Annotated in this window: 20 protein-coding genes; 18 read left to right on the forward strand and 2 right to left on the reverse strand. The window is 56.9% G+C overall.

Translation table 11 applies throughout. The annotated features are described in order from the left end of the window. Position 1 precedes the first annotated feature (1 nt). The 13 genes from ACS5Q8_RS08505 to ACS5Q8_RS08565 all read left to right on the forward strand — a co-directional run bounded on the left by ACS5Q8_RS08505 (position 2) and on the right by ACS5Q8_RS08565 (position 13,593). Positions 2–1,135 carry an N-acetyl sugar amidotransferase gene (locus ACS5Q8_RS08505; protein WP_465160066.1) on the forward strand — a complete coding sequence of 378 codons (1,134 nt, stop codon included), beginning with the start codon at positions 2–4 and terminating at the stop codon, positions 1,133–1,135. Continuing rightward, a complete protein-coding gene (hisH, locus tag ACS5Q8_RS08510; protein ID WP_465160067.1) occupies positions 1,132–1,746 on the forward strand; it encodes an imidazole glycerol phosphate synthase subunit HisH in 615 nt (204 codons plus the stop codon). Before ACS5Q8_RS08505 ends, hisH begins: the two co-directional genes overlap by 4 nt. A gap of 1 nt (position 1,747) precedes the next feature. Continuing rightward, positions 1,748–2,524 (forward strand): AglZ/HisF2 family acetamidino modification protein, encoded by a 777-nt coding sequence (locus ACS5Q8_RS08515; protein WP_465160068.1) that lies wholly within the window; start codon positions 1,748–1,750, stop codon positions 2,522–2,524. Between the two features lie 296 nt (positions 2,525–2,820). Then, on the forward strand, positions 2,821–3,855 hold the full coding sequence (locus ACS5Q8_RS08520; protein ID WP_465160069.1) for a polysaccharide biosynthesis protein: 1,035 nt from the start codon (positions 2,821–2,823) through the stop codon (positions 3,853–3,855). Between the two features lie 3 nt (positions 3,856–3,858). Beyond that, positions 3,859–4,977, forward strand: coding sequence for a UDP-2-acetamido-2,6-beta-L-arabino-hexul-4-ose reductase (gene wbjC / locus ACS5Q8_RS08525; protein ID WP_465160070.1), 1,119 nt, complete (start codon positions 3,859–3,861; stop codon positions 4,975–4,977). Between the two features lie 18 nt (positions 4,978–4,995). Continuing rightward, positions 4,996–6,126 (forward strand): non-hydrolyzing UDP-N-acetylglucosamine 2-epimerase, encoded by a 1,131-nt coding sequence (wecB, locus tag ACS5Q8_RS08530; protein ID WP_465160071.1) that lies wholly within the window; start codon positions 4,996–4,998, stop codon positions 6,124–6,126. A 13-nt stretch (positions 6,127–6,139) separates the two neighbouring features. Then, positions 6,140–7,393 (forward strand): glycosyltransferase family 4 protein, encoded by a 1,254-nt coding sequence (locus tag ACS5Q8_RS08535; protein ID WP_465160072.1) that lies wholly within the window; start codon positions 6,140–6,142, stop codon positions 7,391–7,393. After that, a complete protein-coding gene (locus tag ACS5Q8_RS08540; protein WP_465160073.1) occupies positions 7,393–8,355 on the forward strand; it encodes a UDP-glucose 4-epimerase family protein in 963 nt (320 codons plus the stop codon). Before ACS5Q8_RS08535 ends, ACS5Q8_RS08540 begins: the two co-directional genes overlap by 1 nt. After that, positions 8,352–9,392, forward strand: a complete 1,041-nt coding sequence (locus ACS5Q8_RS08545; RefSeq protein ID WP_465160074.1) for an MraY family glycosyltransferase — start codon at positions 8,352–8,354, stop codon at positions 9,390–9,392. Before ACS5Q8_RS08540 ends, ACS5Q8_RS08545 begins: the two co-directional genes overlap by 4 nt. Positions 9,393–9,464: 72 nt before the next feature. Continuing rightward, positions 9,465–11,459 carry a polysaccharide biosynthesis protein gene (locus ACS5Q8_RS08550; RefSeq protein WP_465160075.1) on the forward strand — a complete coding sequence of 665 codons (1,995 nt, stop codon included), beginning with the start codon at positions 9,465–9,467 and terminating at the stop codon, positions 11,457–11,459. A 113-nt stretch (positions 11,460–11,572) separates the two neighbouring features. Next, positions 11,573–11,905: a ComEA family DNA-binding protein gene (locus ACS5Q8_RS08555; protein WP_276197148.1), complete on the forward strand. Its 333-nt coding sequence runs from the start codon at positions 11,573–11,575 to the stop codon at positions 11,903–11,905. A gap of 179 nt (positions 11,906–12,084) precedes the next feature. Next, positions 12,085–12,729: a GntR family transcriptional regulator gene (locus tag ACS5Q8_RS08560; RefSeq protein ID WP_465160076.1), complete on the forward strand. Its 645-nt coding sequence runs from the start codon at positions 12,085–12,087 to the stop codon at positions 12,727–12,729. 15 nt (positions 12,730–12,744) lie between these two features. Beyond that, positions 12,745–13,593, forward strand: coding sequence for an urea carboxylase-associated family protein (locus ACS5Q8_RS08565; protein WP_276197150.1), 849 nt, complete (start codon positions 12,745–12,747; stop codon positions 13,591–13,593). A gap of 73 nt (positions 13,594–13,666) precedes the next feature. Here the strand turns inward: ACS5Q8_RS08565 and ACS5Q8_RS08570 are convergent, their stop codons facing one another. Both ACS5Q8_RS08570 and eat read right to left on the reverse strand, forming a co-directional pair. Beyond that, on the reverse strand, positions 13,667–13,834 hold the full coding sequence (locus tag ACS5Q8_RS08570; RefSeq protein WP_177033373.1) for a DUF2897 family protein: 168 nt from the start codon (positions 13,832–13,834) through the stop codon (positions 13,667–13,669). A 110-nt stretch (positions 13,835–13,944) separates the two neighbouring features. Further along, the gene (gene eat, locus ACS5Q8_RS08575; RefSeq protein ID WP_276197151.1) at positions 13,945–15,309 is read right to left on the reverse strand and encodes an ethanolamine permease; all 1,365 of its coding nucleotides are present in this window, start codon (positions 15,307–15,309) and stop codon (positions 13,945–13,947) included. A gap of 412 nt (positions 15,310–15,721) precedes the next feature. Between eat and kdpF the strand changes: the two genes are divergently transcribed. The 5 genes from kdpF (at position 15,722) to ACS5Q8_RS08600 (ending at position 22,999) form a co-directional block, all read left to right on the forward strand. Then, entirely contained in the window at positions 15,722–15,811 is a 90-nt protein-coding gene (gene kdpF / locus ACS5Q8_RS08580) for a K(+)-transporting ATPase subunit F (RefSeq protein ID WP_003218754.1), read from the forward strand. A 9-nt stretch (positions 15,812–15,820) separates the two neighbouring features. Continuing rightward, positions 15,821–17,515 carry a potassium-transporting ATPase subunit KdpA gene (gene kdpA / locus ACS5Q8_RS08585; RefSeq protein ID WP_276197152.1) on the forward strand — a complete coding sequence of 565 codons (1,695 nt, stop codon included), beginning with the start codon at positions 15,821–15,823 and terminating at the stop codon, positions 17,513–17,515. A gap of 5 nt (positions 17,516–17,520) precedes the next feature. Continuing rightward, the gene (gene kdpB / locus ACS5Q8_RS08590) at positions 17,521–19,584 is read left to right on the forward strand and encodes a potassium-transporting ATPase subunit KdpB (RefSeq protein ID WP_276197153.1); all 2,064 of its coding nucleotides are present in this window, start codon (positions 17,521–17,523) and stop codon (positions 19,582–19,584) included. Positions 19,585–19,651: 67 nt separating this feature from the next. Continuing rightward, positions 19,652–20,197 (forward strand): potassium-transporting ATPase subunit KdpC, encoded by a 546-nt coding sequence (gene kdpC, locus ACS5Q8_RS08595; protein ID WP_276197154.1) that lies wholly within the window; start codon positions 19,652–19,654, stop codon positions 20,195–20,197. 150 nt (positions 20,198–20,347) lie between these two features. Beyond that, entirely contained in the window at positions 20,348–22,999 is a 2,652-nt protein-coding gene (locus tag ACS5Q8_RS08600; RefSeq protein WP_465160077.1) for a DUF4118 domain-containing protein, read from the forward strand. The last annotated feature ends 30 nt before the right edge of the window (positions 23,000–23,029 follow it).

The raw sequence follows: 23,029 nt of genomic DNA on the forward strand, positions 1-23,029 counted from the left end.
CATGAGCTACCAGATATGCAGCACGTGCATCATGGATACATCCGACCCTCACATCAGCTTCGATGAGCAGGGTAGTTGCGAGTATTGCGGCAACTTTCGCGCTAATATCCAGCCCAACTGGCACGTGGATGCGCGGGGCGAGGCCGAGTTGATGAAAATTGCCGAGCGGATCAAAGCCGACGGCAAAGGGCGCGATTTTGATTGCATAATCGGTTTGAGTGGTGGGCTTGACAGCTCTTACCTTGCGTACGTTGCGAAAGAAAAAATGGGGCTTCGGCCACTGCTTTTCCATGTTGATGCGGGCTGGAACACCGATCAGGCGGTTGGCAACATTGAAAAGCTGGTTGACGGTCTAGGGCTTGATCTCTATACCGAAGTTATCAACTGGGAAGAGATGAAGAGCTTGCAATTAGCTTTTTTTAAAGCTCAAGTTGCCGATCAAGATATTCCACAGGACACGGCATTTTTCTCCGGGCTGTACAAGTTCGCTAAGGCGCACAAGATCAAGTACGTATTGACGGGTGGTAACTTTTCGACAGAGTGCTGCCGTGAGCCGGAGGAGTGGGGTGCCTATCCAGGTATCGACAGGACACTGATAAACGACATTCATGGGCAATTCGGTTCGCGTGAACTGAAAAGTTTTCCGATAGTCGATGTACTGGCTTACAAGATCTATTATCGGTATGTCCTCGGAATGCAGGTTGTACGACCTTTGAATCTGCTGCCTTATGTCAAGAAAGACGCAGAGGCAACGCTCGAACGGCTCTTCGGTTGGAAAAAATTTCAGCACAAGCATCATGAGTCGCGGTTTACCCGTTTTTATGAAGACTATTGGATGCCCCGCAAATTTGGTTATGAGAAGCGTCGTGCTCATTTCTCGAGTTTGATTATGACCGGCCAGATGACCCGGGAATCGGCCCTGGATCGAATTTCTCGCCCTGAGCTCGATGAGCAGTTTTTGAAGTCAGAGTTTGAATACGTCGCGAATAAGCTGGATTTGTGCGTTGATGAGCTGCAAGCACTATTTGACGGCAAGAACAAAACATTCCATGACTATAAGAGCAAGCGTTTCATCATTGGTCTGGGGGCTCGTGTACTTGGTGCACTCGGATTGGAAAGAAGACTGTTTAGATGATCACCATAATCGATTACGGCCTGGGTAATATTCAGGCCTTTGTGAACGTTTATAAGCGCCTGCATATACCAGTGGTCCTGGCCCGCTCTGCGGAGGAGTTACAAGGCGCTAGCAAGTTGATCTTGCCGGGTGTTGGCGCGTTTGATCATGCCATGGAGCGTTTGAATGCGTCCGGGATGCGCGAAACACTTGATGAGCTTGTTCTGGTAAAAAAAGTGCCGGTTGTCGGCATTTGTGTCGGTATGCAGATTCTTGCTGATGGCAGCGATGAAGGAACGTTGCCTGGGCTCGGTTGGGTGCCGGGTCGTGTGCGGCACTTTCGCTCGGTGCCTGGCCTGGAGCGCCTCGCGCTGCCTCATATGGGGTGGAATGACGTTGAACCGATGAACTCGAATCCATTATTCAAGGGCTTCGAAGAAGACGCGCGCTTCTACTTTCTCCATTCGTTCTATTTCGAGTGCGCCCAACCCTCACATACGGCGGCCCGAGCCTCATACGGCCTTGACTTTAGTTGCGCGGTCGCTGTGGATAATGTCTATGGTGTCCAGTTTCATCCGGAGAAGAGTCATCATTTTGGGGTGGGACTTCTTAAAAATTTTGCGGAACTATGAGATGTTAAGACCTAGAATAATTCCATGCCTGTTGATTCAGGACAGTGGTCTGGTGAAAACAGTGCGCTTCAAGGATCCCAAGTATGTCGGGGATCCAATAAATGCCGTGAAAATTTTCAATGAAAAAGAAGCCGATGAGCTGATCGTACTTGATATCGATGCGACGGTTAATGGGAAAGAACCAAACTATAAGCAGATTGCGAATCTGGCCGCCGAATGTCGTATGCCGCTTTGTTACGGCGGTGGCATCAGTACTCCGGAGCAGGCCCGTCGCATTATCGCGCTGGGTGTGGAAAAAGTTGCTATCAGCGCTGCGGCATTGGAAAACCCTCAACTGATCACGCGCATTGCCGATGAAATCGGTCGGCAAAGCGTCGTCGTTGTGCTCGACCATAAGAAGCGTCTGCTCAGCAAGCAGCAGGATGTGTGGACGCACAATGGCACTCTCAACACTAAGCGTAACGTGCTGGATGTTGCTGTCGAGATGGAAAAGCTTGGAGCTGGCGAAATTGTCATCAACGCTATCGACAATGATGGTCGGATGAAGGGCTATGACGTTGATCTGGCCATCGAGTTACGTAAGGTGGTGAGCATTCCTGTGACCATTCTGGGGGGGAGTGGTTCGCTGGAGCACATGGGTGAGGTGATTTCAGCCTGTGGTGTAGTGGGTGTAGCAGCCGGCAGTTTTTTTGTATTCAAAGGCCCGTACCGGGCCGTTTTGATCAGCTATCCAAGTACCGCCCAAAAGGATGCATTGATACTCTCTGCCTTGAAATAACGCTGATTTTGAACGCGCCTCGGAGTGTGACGTTTATGCCGCGCACGGCCAGCTGAGGCCTGGGCGGGGTCGCTGTCCTCCTGGCTTGCTCAAAAGTATAGAGGCGGCGAGGTGTTATGATCTGCGTCTGTGTTTAGCTTCAGCTCGTAAAGGCTGCAACTGGAAATTTAGCACGGAAAGGCGGTAACGATTGAAACTTGGGCGGTTTTCAAGGAGCTTCAATTGCCGGTAGCGTATTTTTCGTTGTGAGCCGTGTTCTGACTGATTTGGATTTCATATTAAGGTTTAGGTGAATTATGTTTAATGGAAAAAAACTTCTCATATCAGGCGGTACCGGCTCTTTCGGCAATGCAGTCCTGAAAAGATTCCTGGCTACGGACATTGCAGAAATCCGTATTTTTAGCAGGGATGAAAAAAAGCAGGACGATATGCGTAAGCATTACAACAGTCCTAAATTGAAATTCTATATCGGAGATGTTCGTGATTACCAAAGCGTTTTAAACGCTACCCGTGGCGTTGATTATATTTTTCATGCGGCGGCACTCAAGCAGGTACCTTCCTGTGAGTTTCACCCGATGGAAGCTGTCAAAACTAACGTTATTGGCACTGACAACGTGTTGGAAGCGGCCATTCAGAATGAAATCAAGCGTGTAGTGTGCCTAAGTACCGACAAGGCGGTCTACCCGATTAATGCGATGGGTATTTCGAAAGCCATGATGGAAAAGGTCATGGTGGCCAAGTCTCGTAATGTCGACGACGCCAAAACGGTCATTTGTGGTACTCGATATGGCAATGTGATGGCGTCCCGTGGCTCTGTCATCCCACTGTTCATTGATCAGATTCGAGCAGACAAAGCACTGTCGATCACTGACCCCAATATGACGCGTTTTATGATGACATTGGCGGATGCGGTTGATTTGGTCCTATACGCCTTTGAACATGGAAAGAACGGCGACCTGTTTGTTCAGAAGGCCCCTGCAGCTACTGTCGAAGTTTTGGCCCGTGCGCTGACCTCAATGATGGGAAAGCCCGAGCATCCAATTAATATAATTGGTACCCGCCACGGCGAGAAGCTTTACGAAGCGCTCCTGAGCCGTGAGGAAATGGCGTGTGCCGAGGACCGCGGAGAGTATTTCCGTGTACCACCTGACTTGCGCGATCTGAACTACGGGAAGTTCGTGGAGCAGGGAGAGGAAAGGATTTCCACGATGGAGGATTACAACTCTCATAACACAGAGCGGCTGGACGTTGAGGGAATGAAGGAGTTGCTGTTGAAACTCGAGTTCATGCGTGCGATCCAGCGTGGCGAGTCTGTCACTCCGGAGGAGTAAGTGATGAGGGTATTGATCACTGGCGCCCAGGGTTTTATAGCCAAGAACCTCATCGTGCACTTGCGAGAGCGCCAGGATGTCGAGGTCTTGCAGTTTTCACGTGAGGACAGCCTTTCTGCACTGAAAAAAATGCTCTTGCAGGCCGATTTTGTATTTCACCTGGCTGGTGTCAATCGCCCGCAAAACCCCGAGGAGTTCAAAGTCGGTAATACGGATCTCACTCGTGCGGTGTGTGAGGGTATCGTCGCCAGCGGTAGAAAGATCCCGGTACTTTATACGTCCTCCAGTCAGGCAGCGCTGGAGAGTGTCTACGGCGTCAGTAAGCTGGGCGCGGAACAGGCGTTGGCTGAACTGTCGGCGGAGCATTGCGTTCCCGTGCATATTTTCCGTTTGTCAAATGTTTTTGGTAAGTGGGCCCGCCCTAATTACAATTCAGCGGTTGCGACATTCTGTAATAATATCTCCCGCTTTCAGCCGATCCAGATTAATAATCCAGACGCTGCCATCACATTGGTTTACATCGACGATGTCATTGCTCACTTTGTTGCGGTGATGGACGGGAAACTATCTGGAAATCCTTTCATTGATGTAAAACCTACTTATGAAATAACGGTGGGGGCGCTTGCTACACAATTAACAGTTTTTCGGGATAGCCGCGAAACGCTGATTACGGAAGCGGTTGGCACCGGTCTCGTCCGCGCCCTCTACTCTACTTATCTCAGTTATGTGCCGCCCGAGCGTTTCACCTATGAGGTTCCCAAATATGGGGACCCGCGCGGCGTTTTCGTGGAAATGCTCAAGACCCGCGACGCCGGGCAGTTTTCCTATTTCACTGCACACCCGGGAATCACACGCGGTGGTCATTATCACCACTCAAAAACTGAAAAATTTTTAGTGATCAAAGGTGAAGCATGTTTCCGTTTCCGGCATATCGTATCGGGTGAGTTTTACGAGTTGTTCACGACCGGTGAAAAGCCTGAAATCGTGGAAACCGTACCGGGTTGGACTCACGATATTACGAATGTTGGGAGTGGCGAGATGATTGTCATGCTGTGGGCCAACGAGATTTTTGATCGCGAGCACCCTGATACCTACGCACAGCCCGTGGGCACTGAAGCCTAAACACAAGTTGAGACAGTCATGAAAAAAATGAAGGTTGTAACGGTAGTGGGCACTCGTCCCGAGATCATTCGCCTGTCGCGAGTCATTGATTCGCTCGACAGGCATTGTGATCATGTCTTGGTCCACACCGGCCAGAACTACGACTATGAACTCAACGAGATCTTTTTTCACGACTTGGGCATCCGTAAACCCGACTATTTTCTAAATGCTGCGGGGGCAAGTGGAGCGCAGACTATCGGCAATGTTATTATTGCTGTTGATGAAGTTCTGGCAGAAGTCAAGCCGGAGGCGTTGCTCGTACTGGGTGACACAAACAGTTGCATGGCAGTTATCCCGGCCAAGCGTCGCAAGATACCCACGTTCCACATGGAAGCCGGCAATCGTTGCTTTGATATGCGAGTGCCTGAAGAAATTAATCGTCGTATCGTTGACCATACCGCCGACATCAATCTTACCTACAGCACGATTGCGCGCGATTACCTTTTACGGGAAGGATTGTCACCGGACATGGTGATCAAGACGGGGAGCCCTATGTTTGAGGTGCTCAATCACTACCGTTCAGGCATTGAGGCGGCGGATGTTCTTGAGCGACTGAGCCTGCAGCACGGCAAATTTTTTGTCTGCAGTGCGCACCGTGAGGAAAATATCGATTCAGACAAGAACTTCCTCAAACTTGTAGACGTGCTCAATACCGTTGCTGCTAACTATGACCTTCCCGTCATTGTGTCGACCCACCCCAGGACGCAAAAACGCGTGGATGTGATGGGCGTCGCGTTCCATAAGAACGTTCAACTGCTCAAGCCTATGGGATTCAAGGATTACAACAAGTTGCAACTTTCGGCCAAGGCGGTGTTGTCCGACAGCGGGACTATCAATGAGGAGTCCTCTATCTTGAACTTCCCGGCCTTGAATATCCGTGAAGCGCATGAGCGGCCGGAGGGCATGGAGGAAGCGGCAGTCATGATGGTAGGTCTGGACGTCGATCGTGTCCTTCAGGGGCTCAAAATCTTGGAGACTCAGGGGGCGGGAGAAAATCGAACCTTGCGGCTTGTAGGTGATTACAGCATGCCAAACGTGTCGGAGAAAGTTGTCAGAATTATCCATAGCTACACGGATTACGTGAACCGGATCGTCTGGAAACGCTACTGACAGAGTTATTTCAATGCCTGATAAAAAGCTGAACATTCTGGTAGTGACGCAGTATTTTTGGCCAGAAAACATGCGCATCAATGATCTCGTTCGGGACTTGTCCGAAAAAGGGCACGTTGTCACTGTCTTGACTGGGCTGCCCAACTATCCGGAAGGCAGTGTCTACGAGCGTTACCGCGCGCAACCAGATAGCTTTATGGAGTATTCAGGTGCGAGAGTTGTTCGTGTTCCGTTGATCCCCCGTGGCAAACGGAGCATCAGCTTGATATTGAATTATCTGTCTTTTTTTACCGCGGCCTCAACCGTGGGTGCATGGAAGTTGCGGGATAGAAAAATCGACGCGGTTTTTGTCTATGCAGTGTCGCCCATCATGGCGGCAATACCGGCCTTGGTGATTGGGCGATTAAAAAAGGCGCCTGTGTTCATTTGGGTTCTGGATTTATGGCCTGAAACTCTCAGGGCTGTTGGCGTGTTGCGTCATCCTGGGCTATTGGTAGTTGTGGGGAAAATGGTCTCCTTGATTTACAATCGTGCAGACTATCTCCTGCTGCAATCCCACGGCTTTTTTGAAAACGTGAAGGGTTATTGCACCAAGGCTATTGCTCCCGAGCGCCTGGTATATTTCCCGAGTTGGGCCGAGGATGATTTTTCCGGGGTAGCGCCGCCGCCTTCACCCTTGCTGGCGCGTGATGACACAGTGTTTACCGTCTTGTTTGCGGGCAACCTGGGCGAGGCTCAGGACTTTCCGGCAGTTATTGAGGCCGCCCGAGCGTTAGCCGGTAAAGTCGAAGTACGTTGGGTCATTGTGGGTGACGGCCGCCTGAGCGATTGGCTTGCAGGCCAGGTGAAATCTCACCAGTTGGACAATGTCCTGCTGTTGGGTCGCCACCCTCTTGAGGAAATGCCCGCGTTGTTTGCGTGTGCCGACGCGTTGCTGGTCACTCTTAAAACGAATGATGTGTTCGAGAAAACTATTCCCGGGAAGGTCCAGGCCTACTTGGCTTCCGGTAAGCCCATTCTGGGAATGATTAATGGCGAGGCTGCACGTGTTATTCACGATTCCCGTGCAGGCTTGTCGTGCCCATCGGGCGATGGCGCGGCACTTGCGCGTATAACGCTTGAGTTGGCGACAGCGAGCGCCGAACAACGCGCGCGAATGGGTAATTCCGGCCGTGAGTACTATTTGGAAAACTATTCAAAGCCTACGTTGTTGGCTCGTCTGGAACAGCTGTTTCGGGATGCAACTTTACGTAAAGGACGCCTGTAATGTCGCAATCTGTTTTTTTGACCGGCGCCGCCGGTTTTGTCGGCAGCGGCGTAATGCGTCGTTTGGTCGCTGACGGGGTGAGCGTAAAAGCGGCTGTTCGCAGTGGGCCTGATCGAGTTGAGGACGGCGTGTGCACCGTCCGTTTCGACTCATTTGAAGCGGCTGACTGGCGTGAACACCTAGTAGGTGTCGATTCAGTGGTCCATTGCGCTGCTCGCGTACATGTAATGAACGATACTGAAACCGATCCGTTGGCTGCGTTTCGCAAGGTTAATGTCGAGGGTACGCTGCACCTTGCTCGGCAAGCGGCTGAAGCCGGTGTTCGGCGCTTTGTTTTTATCAGTTCCATCAAGGTCAACGGTGAAGGCACTCAGCCAGGTAAATCTTATACTGCAGATGACCATCCTGAACCTAGCGACCCGTATGGTGTTTCCAAGATGGAGGCAGAGCAGGGGTTGAGGGAGTTGGCCAGCCACAAGGCCATGGAGGTCGTTATTATTCGACCGGTATTGGTTTACGGGCCAGGCGTGAAAGCCAACTTTCTGAACATGATGCGTTGGTTGGACAAAGGCATCCCTCTGCCCTTTGGCGCTATCAATAACGCTCGCAGCCTGGTCTCGCTGGATAACCTGGTTGACTTGATCGCCACCGCGCGTGTTCATCCTCAAGCGGCTAACCAGACATTTTTGGTCAGCGATGGTGAAGATCTATCGACTACTCAACTGTTACGTCGTATGGCCAAGGCGCTGGGCAAGTCGGCGCGGCTTTTGCCAGTCCCCAGTTGGATGCTCAGATGCGCTGCCAATCTGCTTGGTAAACGTTCATTGTCGCAGCGGCTATGTGGTTCATTGTCTGTGGATATTGGTAAAACCCGCTCTTTACTGCAATGGACACCACCTGTATCCGTGGATAGCGCACTGGAGCTGGCTGCAAAATATTATATGGAACATGAAAAACAATGACTTATTGGTGGTTGATCGGCGTCGTGGCTCTGCTGTCCTTTGCATTGACTGCGGGCTTACGACGTTATGCATTGGCGCGCAGTATTATTGATATTCCAAATTCCCGAAGCTCTCACTCGGTGCCCACTCCAAGGGGGGGCGGGGTTGCCATCGTGTTGGCGTTCTTGTTTGCCCTGCCATTTTTGGGTTGGGGACACTTTGTTTCATTGGATGTGTTGATTGCTGTGGGCGGTGCAGGGGTACTGATCGCGATCGTTGGTTTCAAGGACGATCACGGCCATATCGCCGCACGCTGGCGTTTGCTGGGGCACTTTGTTGCATCCGCTTGGGCATTGTTCTGGTTGGGGGGGCTGCCGCCTATCGTGGTTTTCGGCATGACCGTTAATCTGAGTTTGACGGGCGGCGTTTTGGCCGCTTTTTATCTGGTGTGGATGCTCAATCTGTACAACTTCATGGACGGCATTGACGGCATTGCCAGCGTGGAGGCGATCTGTGTAAGCCTCGGTGCATGCCTGATTTATTGGCTAAGTGGCTTTGAGAGTCTGGTCTGGCTACCTCTCATATTGGCGATGGCTGTCGCAGGGTTTCTTTTCTGGAACTTCCCTCCTGCTCGCATCTTTATGGGCGATGCGGGCAGCGGCTTTCTGGGAATGGTACTGGGGGTCATCTCTATCCAGGCGGCCTGGGCATCTGCGCAACTGTTATGGGTGTGGTTGATTCTGCTCGGTGTGTTCATCGTCGATGCGACGTTCACCCTGATTCGCAGGCTGGTACGTGGTGATAAGGTGTACGAAGCGCACCGTAGCCATGCTTATCAGTTTGCATCCCGGCAGCTTGGCAAGCACCTGCCGGTGACTCTGGCGGTAGCGATGCTCAACTTGTTTTGGTTGCTTCCTGTGGCGCTATGCGTGATGTTGCTGGGATGGGACGGGTTCACGGGAGTGATTGTCGCCTACGTACCACTGGTAATTCTGGCATTTAAGTATCATGCGGGCGCATTGGAAAAAGCACACGCAGTGAGTTCCGGTAAAAACTGACGATTGGTTATTCGGAATGTGTTGAGAGCCGTTGCGAAGAATTTGGAGCAGTCTGAGGTGGACGAAGGGGTTATGGAAAAGTTACGTGCGTTCTTGGTGGGATTGCCTCGCCGCAAAAAACGACTGATTCAGGTTGCGACAGATGTACTTGTAGTCTGGGCTGCACTTTGGCTTGCATTCGTCGTACGTCTTGGCATCGATGAAATGGTTAATCCGTTTCTAGATCATTTATGGTTGTTTTTAGCCGCACCGATCGTTGCTATTCCTCTCTTTGTTCGTTTTGGCATGTACCGTGCGGTAATGCGCTATTTTGGTAACGATGCTCTTATAGCGATTATCAAGGCTGTCAGCCTTTCGTCCTTGATTCTTGGTGTCGTGGTCTACTGGTACAGTAATCACCAGAATGTCGTCCCGCGTTCAATTATTTTTAACTATTGGTGGCTAAGCCTGATAATGGTTGGCGGTCTGCGCTTGGCCATGCGCCAATACTTCTTGGGCGATTGGTTTGCTGCAGCTCAGCATGTGCCCTTCACTAGTCGTGAGGACGGCCTACCCCGCGTTGCTATCTATGGTGCCGGTGCTGCCGGTAATCAGTTGGTTGCTGCACTGCGCATGGGTAGGCTCATGCGCCCGGTGGCATTTATTGATGATGATCCGAGTATTACTGACCGTGTTATCTCAGGCCTGCAGGTTTATAAAGCCAAACACATTCAACGCATGATCGATGTTACTGGCGCCCAAGAGATTCTGTTGGCTATTCCTTCGTCCAATCGGGGGCGCCGTCGTGAAATCCTCGGCTTCCTTGAAGGATTCCCTCTCCATGTACGCAGTGTTCCTGGCTTTATGGACCTTGCGAGTGGACGGGTTAAGGTTGATGATATTCAGGAAGTCGATATTGCCGACTTGTTGGGCCGTGATGCAGTGCCTGCACAGAGTGAACTTCTACAACGCTGTATCTCGGGGCAGTGCGTCCTTGTGACAGGGGCGGGTGGTTCCATCGGTTCTGAACTTTGTCGACAAATTTTATTTTTGCGTCCAACGACGATTTTGTTGTTTGAACATAGCGAATTCAACCTCTACAGCATTCTTTCGGAGCTTGAACAACGTGTCGCCCGAGAATCGCTGCCTGTGAAGTTGTTGCCCATTTTGGGCTCGGTACGCAATCAATCTAAGGTGTTAGATGTGATGAAGACGTGGCGCGTAGATACAGTCTACCACGCTGCTGCTTATAAGCACGTTCCAATGGTTGAACACAACATCGCCGAGGGCGTGTTAAACAATGTTATTGGTACGCTGAACACCGCCGAGGCAGCGCTTCAGGCTGGAGTGTCCAATTTCGTGTTGATTTCTACTGACAAGGCTGTACGCCCCACTAATGTTATGGGCAGTACTAAGCGTCTGGCAGAGCTGACACTCCAGGCGCTCAGCCACGAGTTGGCGCCTGTCTTGTTCGGCGATAAATCCAATGTGTCACGCGTCAACAAGACCCGTTTCACCATGGTGCGCTTTGGGAATGTGCTGGGCTCTTCAGGCTCGGTGATTCCGCTGTTTCACAAGCAGATCAAATCAGGAGGACCTTTGACGGTTACTCACCCGAAGATCACTCGATACTTTATGACCATACCGGAAGCAGCTCAGTTGGTTATTCAGGCCGGTTCCATGGGGCAGGGGGGCGATGTATTTGTGCTGGACATGGGCGAGCCTGTAAAAATCGTTGAACTGGCCGAGAAGATGATTCTCCTGTCCGGCTTGAGCGTTCGTTCAGAAAAAAACCCTCATGGCGATATTGCCATTGAGTTCTCGGGACTGCGTCCTGGCGAAAAGCTTTACGAAGAGTTACTGATTGGCGATAACGTAGTTGCCACCCAACACCCAATGATAATGAGCGCCAATGAAGATCATTTGTCATGGGACGTACTCAAATGCAAGCTTACCGAACTGTTGACGGCCTTAGATCAAGACGACTACACCCGCGTCCGCCAACTCTTGCGCGAAACTGTAAGTGGTTACTCCCCCGAAGGCGAAATCGTCGACTGGATCTATCAGCAACGTCGCTTGGAACCATGAGTTAACACTCTGTAACCCACCCACTTTTGACACCCTCCATCCATCGCCTAACGTAGAAAAGCAGCTCCGGAAAAGCTGCCTTTCTACCTCATCGATGTCATGGAGCCTCACCAATGCAAAACACCCACCTAACCTCGCTAATCTTCGCCTTCCTCGCCACTTTTTCTGTTGCCACCACCGCAGCCCCATCGATCAAACCCGAACCCCCAACCCCCATCACCACCCAAATGACCAAAACCGAACAATCCACCAAGGTCAACCTCAACGCCGCCGACGCCGAGACCCTGCGTCGTGACCTCTTCGGCATCGGTGCCGCGAAGGCCAACGCAATCATCGCCTATCGCGAAAGCAACGGTCCGTTCATGGCGGTGGATGAGTTGTTGGAAGTAAAGGGTATCGGCAAGGCGTTGCTGGAGAAAAATCGGGGCAGGTTAGAGATCAAATAAGTATAGAGAGGCCGGTCAGTGACCGGCCTTTTTTTCATCCGGGTTCTGCGCTTTCAAACCGTCACGCACGATTTCCACGATGCATGTTAACCACACTGAATCTTTTCACACCGCGCAGCTCTTGGCATGAAAAGTGATTACTCACACAGGGAGGATTGTTCAACAATCGTGAGGTAATTATGACGCTTAGCTTGTCCTTAGCCGACCAGATCGCCCTGGAACTGCGTGCCGACATCATCGGTGGGCGACTGTTGCCGGGAATGGCACTGGTCGAGGCGGAGTTGGTCAAGGCCTATAACGCGTCGCGCAATACGATTCGTGAGGCGTTGCACCGTTTGGGGCAGGAAGGGTTGACGCGGTATGTGCGTAACAAGGGCGTGATGGTGCGTCGGTTGGAACGCGAAGAGGTGCGGGATTTATTTGTCGTTCGTCGCACCCTTGAATTGCAGGCCATTGCCCAGAGCGGTGCGCTGACCCGAGACCAATCCGAGCGTATGCAAGACGCCATCGAGGCCACCGCGCTGGCTCGGGAGCGGGAGGATTGGCGTTCCGTGGCCACCCACAGCTTGTTGTTTCACCAGCAGATTGTCGGGCTGATGCGCAGCCCGTTGTTCGATGAGTTTTTCGCCCAGGTGATCGCGCAATTGCGTCTGGTATTTTGCGCCGCGCCCGATGAGCAGCGCTTTCAGTCGCCCTGGCTGGAGCGTGATCGTGAAATATACGAGTTACTGATCCACGGCAACAAACCGGCGGCAGGCGAGGCGATGAGCCTGTACCTGGATGATTCCGAACGCCTTTCGTTAGCCCTGTTTACGCACCCTTGATCGAGGATCCGCAGCATGTACAAAGACTATCCGGCCGCTTACCAGGTCAGCAAAGGTTCGGCGTTGCAGGTCGACACAGCGTTTTATGAGCGTATTCGTGAGCGCAAGGATCAACGCACTTTGATCGAGCAGTTCGAGGTGCCGATTCGCACGGGCAGGGCGTGGAAGGTACCGGCCGGGCATGTGTTCCGCGTGACCACGCCGGTCGGCCCCCAGGTCGGTGACTTCAACGTGTGGAACGCCAATGACCCGCGCGAACGTCTTTGGGCGGCGCGTACACGCCAGTTGCAGGGCGCGCATGTCAGCACCCATGACCGGCTGTGGTCTAACCTGCCGTTCCTGCGGCCGCTGGTGACCATTACCGACGACAGCCTGGCCAGCTATGGCATTGATGAACACGGCGGGCGCCTGCACGATTTACTCGGTACGCGCTGCGATCCGTATGTGAACCGCATGCTCACCGGCGAAGATTTCCATCATCACTGCCACTCGAACCTGACCCGCGCGGTATTGCCTCACGGTCTGACGGAGTTTGATGTGCATGACGTGCTGAATATTTTCCAATGCACGGGCCTGAATCACGACGACATGTATTTCATGAAGGCGTGCCCGGCGCAGAAGGGCGATTACCTGGAATTTTTTGCCGAGATTGATTTGCTATGTGCGCTGTCGACCTGCCCGGGTGGGGATTTATCGCTGCCGATGTGGGGGCCGGAGGCGCAGGACCCGCTGACGGTGTGCCGTCCGCTAGGGGTTGAGATCTATAAATTGGAGGAGGGGTTGCTGCAAGGCTGGCGCCAGCCTGAGCGTGCTGCCTATAAGGGACAGCACGGGTTGCAGATTGCCAAGGCGGATTGGGAGTAACCGGGGGAGAGGGCTGCTTCGCAGCCCGACGGGAGCAAGCTCCCTCGCCACAGGATAGGTCTCACCCATTGGATCAGCGGTCTTGCCCATCCTTGGCATCCGCCTGGGCGTTGCGCTCGGCCACGCGTTTGCGCTGTTCGTCGGTGAGTTCCACTTTGTTGGCGCTGTCACGCAACATCATCAGCCCGCCGACGATCGACCCGATCGCAACCACCATAATCAACCATGCATACCACGGCATAACGCTCTCCTTGAGGCAGATTGCCGTGGGAGGTTTTTCCCACGGTAATAACTGCTTTGAGTTACAGGCTTTCTGAGTAGTTCAGTGTAGGCCTGTTCCGCCTCAAAACCTTAGAGCCCGGTCAACATTGCATCCGCTGGTGCATCGGCACGGTCTTGCGCGGTCAGCTGGAAGTAGATGAAACCGACCACCATGAAACCGAGGAAGATCATCCCGATCAGCGCATTGAACCAGGCCATGGCTACCAGGCACACCACCGCCAGCACCAGCGCGATGCCCGGCACGATCGGGTAGCCCGGTGCGCGAAAGGTGCGTTCCAGTAGCGGTTCGGTCTTACGCAGTTTGAACAGGCTGAGCATGCTCATGATGTACATCACGATGGCGCCGAATACGGCCATGGTGATCATTGCTGCAGTCAGGGTCATGCCGCCCAGATTGATCAGGCCGTCGCTGTAGATGGCGGCAATGCCGACCACTCCACCGGCGATGATTGCCCGGTGTGGTGTGTGAAAACGCGACAGTTTGGCCAGGAACGACGGCAGATAGCCGGCCCGAGCCAGGGCGAAGAATTGGCGCGAGTAGCCCAGGATGATGCCGTGGAAGCTCGCCACCAGCCCGAACAGGCCGATCCACACCAGCATGTGCAACCAGCCGGAGCTTTCACCGACCACGGTTTTCATGGCCTGCGGCAGCGGGTCGTTGATGTTCGACAGGGTGCGCCAGTCGCCCACGCCACCCGCGAAGAACATCACGCCCATGGCCAGGACCACCAGGGTCAGGATGCCGCTGATGTAGGCTTTTGGAATGGTGCGCTTGGGATCTTTCGCTTCCTCTGCGGCCATGGCTGCGCCTTCGATGGCGAGGAAGAACCAGATCGCAAAGGGAATCGCCGCAAACATCCCGGCAATCGCCGGCGCGCCAAAGGTGTCGGAACCGGCCCAGCCATTCAGGGCGAAGTTGCTGAAGCTGAACGCGGGGGCGACTACGCCCATGAACACCAGCAGTTCGGCGACGGCGAGTACGCACACCACCAGCTCGAAGGTAGCGGCGAGTTTTACGCCGAGGATGTTCAGGCCCATGAACACGATGTAGGCGCCGACGGCTGCGTGTTTCGGGTCCAGTGCGGGAAACTGCACATTCAGATAAGCGCCGATGGCCAAGGCGATGGCGGGCGGGGCGAACACGAATTCGATCAGCGTCGCCAGGCCCGCGATCAGGCCGCCTTTCTCACCGAACGCGCGGCGGCTGTAGGCAAAAGGCCCACCGGCGTGGGGAATGGCGGTGGTCAGCTCGGTGAAACTGAAGATAAAGCAGGTGTACATCGCGGCGACCATCAATGATGTCACCAGAAAGCCCAGCGTTCCCGCCACGCCCCACCCGTAACTCCAGCCGAAGTATTCCCCGGAAATCACCAGCCCGACCGCGATGCCCCACAAATGCAGGGTGCCCAAAGTGGGTTTGAGTTGTGTGTTCATCGTGCTGCGCTCCCTGAACGGTTTGGAATGATTCAAGGTGTTGCAGCGGCCATGCCACTCCAGAAAACCGTGTCGTAAAGATGCGCAACTGTCGTGTGGGGGATGGTTTGGCGTTTGAAATTTCCCAGCGTTGCACCAGATAGGTGCGGCGGTGACTGTGCCGGCGCGATCGGGAGCAAGCCCCCTCCCACAGGTTGATCGGCGCTCGGCATGACAACTCGGTCAAGTGTGGGAGGGGGCTTGCTCCCGATAGAACCCGCCCAGGCGCCGAAATCCCCCCTGTAAACCCCGCATAAACCCACTCTTTACGCCATCTTTACGCCCCGCCCACCCCCTCGCTCTCGTTCCTTTACACCACTCCTGCCGACAATTGCCCCACACGCGGCACTCGCCGCTAAACGGAGAGACTTCCATGAGCGTTCTGGACGGGGTGTCACTGCTATTGGCCGTGGCGCTGTTCATTTATCTGCTGGTTGCGCTGTTACGCGCGGATCGGAACTAGGAGCAGGCTATGCACAGTTATGACTATTGGCTGATCATCGCCTTCTTCGCTTTGGTGCTGGTGCCGGCCCCCTTCCTGGGGCGGTTCTACTACAAGGTCATGGAAGGCCAGCGCACTTGGCTCACGCCGCTGCTCGGTCCCGTGGAGCGCGCGTGCTATCGCCTCTCGGGCGTGGACGAGCAGCAGGAACAGAGCTGGCAGAAATACATGCTGGCTTTGCTCGCGTTCAACCTCGCCGGATTTGTGTTGCTGTTCGCGATCCTGTTGTTCCAGGGCTACTTCCCACTGAACCCGCAGAAGTTGCCGGGCCTGGAGTGGACCCTGGCCTTCAACACAGCAGTCAGTTTCATCACCAACACCAACTGGCAGTCCTACAGCGGTGAAGCGTCCCTGAGCTACCTCAGCCAGATGGCCGGCCTCACCGTGCAGAACTTCGTCAGTGCCGCCACCGGCCTTGCCGTCCTGGTCGCGCTGTGCCGTGGGATCGGTCGCAAATCCACCAAGACCTTGGGCAACTTTTGGGTCGACATGACCCGCGCCACGCTTTATGGCCTGTTGCCGTTGTGCCTGGTGATGGCGTTGTTCCTGGTGTGGCAGGGCGTGCCGCAAACCTTCGCGCATTACGTTGAGGCCGTGACCCTGCAGGGCGTTGACCAGGTGATCCCTTTGGGCCCGGCGGCCAGCCAGATTGCGATCAAGCAACTGGGCACCAACGGCGGTGGCTTCTTTGGCGTGAACTCGGCGCACCCGTTTGAAAACCCGACGGCCTGGGCCAACCTGTTCGAGTTGTCGGCGATCATCCTGATCCCGGTGGCGCTGGTGTTTACCTTCGGCCATTACGTGAAGGACCTGCGTCAAAGCCGGGCGATCCTCGGTTGCATGCTGGCCCTGTTCCTGATCGGCGGCGCAACCTCGCTGTGGGCCGAATACCAGCCCAACCCGAGCCTGAACAACCCGGTGGTTGAGCAAACCGCACCGCTGGAAGGTAAAGAAGCGCGCTTCGGCACCACCGGCACCGTGTTGTGGTCGGTGACCACCACTGCGGCATCCAACGGTTCGGTCAACGGCATGCACGACAGCCTCAACCCCCTCAGCGGGATGGTGGCACTGGTCAACATGATGGTCGGCGAAGTGATCTTCGGCGGCGTCGGTGCCGGTATGTACGGCATGTTGCTCAACGTGTTGATCGCGGTGTTCCTCGCCGGCCTGATGATCGGCCGCACTCCGGAATACCTGGGCAAGAAGCTGCAGGCCAAGGAAGTGCAATTGCTGGTGGTGACCTTGCTGGTGATGCCGGTGGGTGTGCTGGTGCTCGGTGCCATTGCTGCCAGCCTGCCTGGCCCGGCCGGTGCGATCAGCAACCCTGGTCCCCACGGCTTCAGCCAGTTGCTCTATGCCTACACCTCGGCCAGTGCCAACAACGGTTCGGCGTTCGGCGGCTTCAGTGGCAACACCCCGTTCCACAACTTGATGATGAGCCTGGGCATGTTGATTGGGCGCTTTGGCTACATCCTCCCGGTACTGGCCCTGGCTGGCAGCCTGGCGATGAAGAAGACCGCTCCGATTGGCCAGAACAGCTTCCCCACCCATGGCCCGCTGTTCGTGACCCTGTTGACCGTGACCATTTTGCTGGTGGGCGGCCTGACCTTCCTGCCGACACTGGCACTGGGCCCTATTGCTGAACACCTGAGCATGGGCTTCTGAGGGATATGAAAATGAATATGCCTGCAAAAAACGCGACGCCGGTCAAAACCCACGAGCCCGCCAAAACCGCGATCTCCGCGCTGTGGCGCGCGGCGTTGGTCCAGGCGTTCGTCAAGCTCGACCCTCGCCAACTGCAACGCTCGCCGGTGATGCTGGTGGTCGAGCTGACCGCGATCCTCACCACCGTGCTGTGCTTCGTACCCGACACCGCCGTGCCGACCTTCGTTGCCGCGCAAATCGCCGTGTGGCTGTGGTTCACCGTGCTGTTTGCCAACTTCGCCGAAGCCCTGGCCGAAGGGCGTGGCAAGGCCCGCGCCGACAGCCTCAAGGCCGGCAGCGAAGGCCTCAGCGCACGTCGCAAGGAGGCCGATGGCAGCTTCAAGGTCGTGCCGGCCACCGGCCTGCGCAAAGGCGATGTAGTACGCGTTGCCGCCGGGGAAATGATCCCCGGCGACGGCGAGGTCATCGAAGGTATCGCGGCGGTCAACGAAGCGGCGATCACCGGCGAATCCGCGCCAGTGATCCGCGAATCCGGCGGCGATCGCTCGGCCGTCACCGGCAACACGCGCCTGGTTTCGGACTGGCTGCTGATCCGCATCACCGCCAACCCCGGCGAGTCCACGCTGGATCGCATGATCGCGCTGGTCGAAGGCGCCAAACGCCAGAAAACCCCCAACGAAGTGGCGCTGGATATCCTGCTGATCGGCCTGACGCTGATCTTCCTGCTGGTGGTCGTGACCCTGCAGCCGTTCGCCCACTTCGCCAATGGCAGCTTGCCTTTGGTGTTCCTGGTCGCACTGCTGGTGACGCTGATTCCTACGACCATCGGTGGCTTGCTGTCGGCCATCGGTATTGCCGGCATGGACCGCCTAGTGCGCCTCAACGTGATCGCCAAGTCCGGTCGCGCCGTGGAAGCGGCGGGGGACGTGCATGTGTTGCTGCTGGACAAGACCGGCACCATCACCTTTGGTAACCGCCGCTGCTCGGCAGTGGTTGCGGCGCCGGGTGTGAGCGGTCGGGAATTGGCCGAGGGCGCGCTGCTGGCGTCCCTGGCGGACGACACCGCCGAAGGCAAATCCATCGTCGAATACCTGCGTGCCTTGCACCCGCAGGCCGAACCTTCACTGGAGGAATTGACCGCCGTACCGTTCACCGCCGAAACCCGCTTGTCTGGCGTCGACTATCAGGGCCGCGTATTTCGCAAAGGCGCCGTGGACTCGCTGCTGGCGTTTATCGGTCAACCCCGCAGCGACCTGCAACCGGCCCTGTCGCGGGAAATCGACAAGATCGCTCAGAGCGGCGGCACGCCGTTGCTGGTGTGCGCCGATGGCAAGTTGCTCGGTGCGATCCATCTGAAGGACGTGGTCAAGCCCGGCATCCGCGAACGGTTTGCCGAGCTGCGCAAGCTGGGGATTCGTACCGTGATGGTCACCGGCGACAACCCGCTGACGGCGGCCGCGATTGCGGCTGAAGCCGGCGTGGATGACGTGTTGGCCGAAGCCACCCCGGAGAAAAAACTCGCGCGGATTCGTCACGAACAGAACGACGGTCGACTGGTGGCGATGTGCGGCGACGGCGCCAACGACGCTCCGGCGCTGGCCCAGGCGGACGTCGGCATGGCGATGAACGACGGCACCCAGGCGGCCCGCGAAGCCGCCAACATGGTCGACCTCGACAGCGACCCGACCAAGCTGCTGGACGTGGTGCAGATCGGCAAGGAATTGCTGGTGACGCGCGGCGCGCTGACCACCTTTTCCATCGCCAACGATGTGGCCAAGTACTTCGCGATCCTGCCGGCGCTGTTCGCCTCGATCTACCCGCAACTGGGTGTGCTCAACGTGATGCACTTGCAGAGCCCGCAGAGCGCGATCCTCTCGGCCATCGTGTTCAACGCACTGATCATCGTCGTGCTGATTCCCCTGGCGCTGCGCGGTGTGCGAGTGCAGGCGGCGAGTGCGGCGGCGTTGCTGCGGCGCAACCTGTTGATCTACGGCCTGGGCGGCCTGCTGGTGCCGTTCGTGGGCATCAAGGCGATCGACATGTTGCTGACCGCGCTGCACCTGGTTTGACCCGATTCCTGTGGGCACCGGCAAAGCGGTGGCCACAGGTTGCAATGACCGAATTGAGGAAATTGAAATGTCCAACATCATCCGCCCGGCCCTGAGCCTGCTGGTCCTCATGACCCTGATCACCGGCGTCGCCTACCCGCTGGTGGTGACCGGCGTCGCCCAGGTCGCCTTCCCGGACCAAGCCAACGGCAGCCTGGTGCGCGACGCCAGCGGCAAGGTGCGCGGCTCCAGCCTGATCGCCCAGGACTTTACCGGTGACAGCTGGTTCCACCCGCGTCCTTCGGCGGGCGCGTTCGCGACCGTTTCCAGCAGCGCGAGCAACCTGGGGCCAAGCAACCCGGCGCTGGCCACGCGCGTGTTCGATGACGCGAATAAACAGTTCGTGCCCGCTCAAGGCCCGGTGCCGTTAGCTTTGCTGACGACCTCCGGCAGCGGTCTTGATCCACACTTGCCACCGTCGGCGATTGCCTATCAACTGGCGCGGGTAGCCGCCGCACGGAATGTGCCGGTGTCCACCCTGCAGCGCTTGCTGGATGAGCACATCGAAAGCCCCCTGGTGGGCCCGCCGGTGGTGAATGTGCTGGCGCTGAATATGGCCCTGGAAAAACTCTGATCAGCCTGTGGGAACGGGCTTGCTCGCGATAGCATCACCTCGGTATTACTGTTAGACCGAGTCGCTTGCATCGCGAGCAAGCCCGCTCCCACATTTGATCTTCAGTGAATCTGCCTGCGACTTTATAAACCCCTGAAGGAACCCCCGCGCATGAGCGACTCCGGCCGTGCCGATGCCCTGTTAGCCGATCTGCCCCGGGACGGCCGTGGCCGGCTCAAAGTCTTCCTTGGCGCCGCCCCCGGCGTAGGCAAGACCTACGCCATGCTCCAGGCTGCCCATACCCAGTTGCGCCAGGGCGTCAGGTTGCTCGCCGGTGTGGTCGAAACCCACGGCCGCGCGGAGACCGAAGCGTTGCTCAGCGGCTTGCCGCAGCAACCGTTGCTGCGCAGTGAATACCGTGGCGTGATGCTCGAAGAAATGGACCTCGACGGCCTGCTCGGCGCCAAGCCGCAACTGGTGCTGGTGGACGAACTGGCCCACAGCAACGCGCCTGGCAGCCGCCATGAAAAGCGCTGGCAGGATATTCAGGAACTGCTCGCCGCCGGCATCAACGTGTTCACCACGGTCAACGTCCAGCACCTGGAAAGCCTCAACGATCAGGTGCGTGGCATCACCGGCGTGCTGGTGCGCGAAACCCTGCCGGATTGGGTGCTGCAGGAGGCCGATGAGCTGCTGCTGATCGACCTGCCGTCCCGCGAGCTGCTGGAGCGTTTGCGCGACGGCAAGGTGTACGTGCCGGAACAGGCCCGCGCCGCCATCGATGCGTTTTTCACCCAGACTAATCTGACGGCCCTGCGCGAGCTGGCGATGCAGACCGCCGCCGCCCACGTCGACGATGACTTGGCTCAGGGCTATCGCCAACTCGGCCAGGCCGCGCCGGCGGTGCGCGGTCGCTTGCTGGTCGGCGTCGACGGCGATGCGCAAGCCGAACGCCTGGTGCGCCATGCCAGCCGCGTGGCGCAGCGACGCCACCTGCCGTGGAGCCTGGTGCATATCGATAACGGTCGCGTGCGCGATGAACAAGCGCGCCTGCGCCTGCAAAACGCCCAGCAACTGGCCGAACGCCTCGGCGGTGAAGTGGTGCTGCTGCGCGCGGGGGAGGTGACCAAGACACTGATCCAGCATGCCGCTGAGCGCCGCGCCAGCCTCGTGTTGGTCGGGCAGTCGCGGATGAACTGGCGACGTCGGCTGTTCGGTGGTGGCGTGGCCGAGCGCCTGTTGCGCAATGCACGCGGCCTGGAAATCAACATCCTCGACAGCGACGACGTGCCTGCACCGCCGCGCCTGCCGGATGTACGCGGGCTGGTGTGGTTCGACTATGCGCTGGCGGTGGTGGCGACCGTGATTGCGGCGGCGGTGGCCTGGGCGGTCGCCAGCGTGTTGCCGTTGCCGAATATCTCGCTGGTATTTCTCGCGGCGGTATTGCTGGTGGCGGTGCGCAGTAGTCTGGGGCCGTCCCTGGTGTGCGCGGCGCTGTCGTTTCTGACGTATGACTTCCTGTTTATTCCGCCAAAATTCTCCTTCGCCATCCAGCGTGAAGAAGACGTGCTGACCCTGTTGTTTTTTCTGCTGATGGCGGCACTCACCGGCAACCTCGCCGCACGCCAGCGTCGGCAGTTGCAGGCGTTGCGTGACACCCAGGAAGAAACCAGCGAGCTGCTCGACCTGTCGCGCAAGCTCACCGCTGCCACCGATCGCCAGGCGGTGATCAGCGCGGCGGCGCATCACCTGGAAGGTTGGAGCGACCTCGACCTGTGCCTAGTCAACCGCGATGGCCACGGCGGCTGGAAAGTCGAGACCGGCGGACCGCTGACCTTCACCGAAGCCGAACGCGCCGCCGCCGACTGGGCCTGGCAGCACGATCAGCCGGCAGGCAAGGGCACCGGCACGTTGCCGTTTGGGGGCTGGTGGTGGTGGCCGCTGTCGAGCGAAGAGGGCCCGCTGGGGTTGCTCGGTGTCAGTGCGAAACCGGGCCAGGAGCTGAGCGGCCAGCGCCGTCGCTTGCTGATCGCCTTGAGCCAGCCGCTGGCCCAGGCGTTGGCCCGCGCACAATTGGCGCAGGAGCTGGAGTCCGCGCGCCTGCACGGCGAGACCGAGCAACTGCGCAGTGCCTTGCTCGCGTCGGTGTCCCACGATTTGCGCACGCCGTTGACGTCCATGCGCGGCAGTATCGACAGCCTGCTGGCGCTCGGCGAAGCCATTCCGCTAGAGGATCGCCGCGAACTGCTCGAAGGCACCCGCGACGAAGCCGAGCGCCTCGATCGCTATATCCAGAACCTGTTGGACATGACACGCCTGGGCCACGGCGCGTTGAAGCTGGCGCGGGACTGGGTCTCGCCCGGTGATATCGTCGGCAGCGCCCTCGGCCGCTTACGTGCGGTGCTGGCGCCGCTGCAAGTGAGCATCGATGTACCGCCTGAATTGCCGTTGCTGTATGTGCATGCCGCGTTGATCGAGCAGGCGCTGGTCAACGTGCTGGAAAACGCCGCCCGATTCTCGCCGGCCCAAGGCCATTTGCAAGTGAGCGCCGGGGTGCTGGATAACCAATTGTTCTTCGCCGTGGCCGATGAGGGGCCGGGAATTCCTGAAGACGAGCGCGCGAAGATTTTCGATATGTTCTACACCGCTGCCCGTGGTGACCGCGGCGGGCAGGGCACTGGCCTTGGCTTGGCGATCTGCCAGGGCATGGTCGGCGCCCATGGCGGGCATATCAGCGTCGCCGATGGGATTGGCGGGCGGGGCACCTGCATCACGCTGTTCCTGCCGTTGCCGACACAGCCTGGCCTGGAACGCGAGGCGTGAGCTACTCTCTTTTTTTTATGGATTTTGATT

This window comes from Pseudomonas sp. PAMC25584 (genome assembly GCF_058135675.1).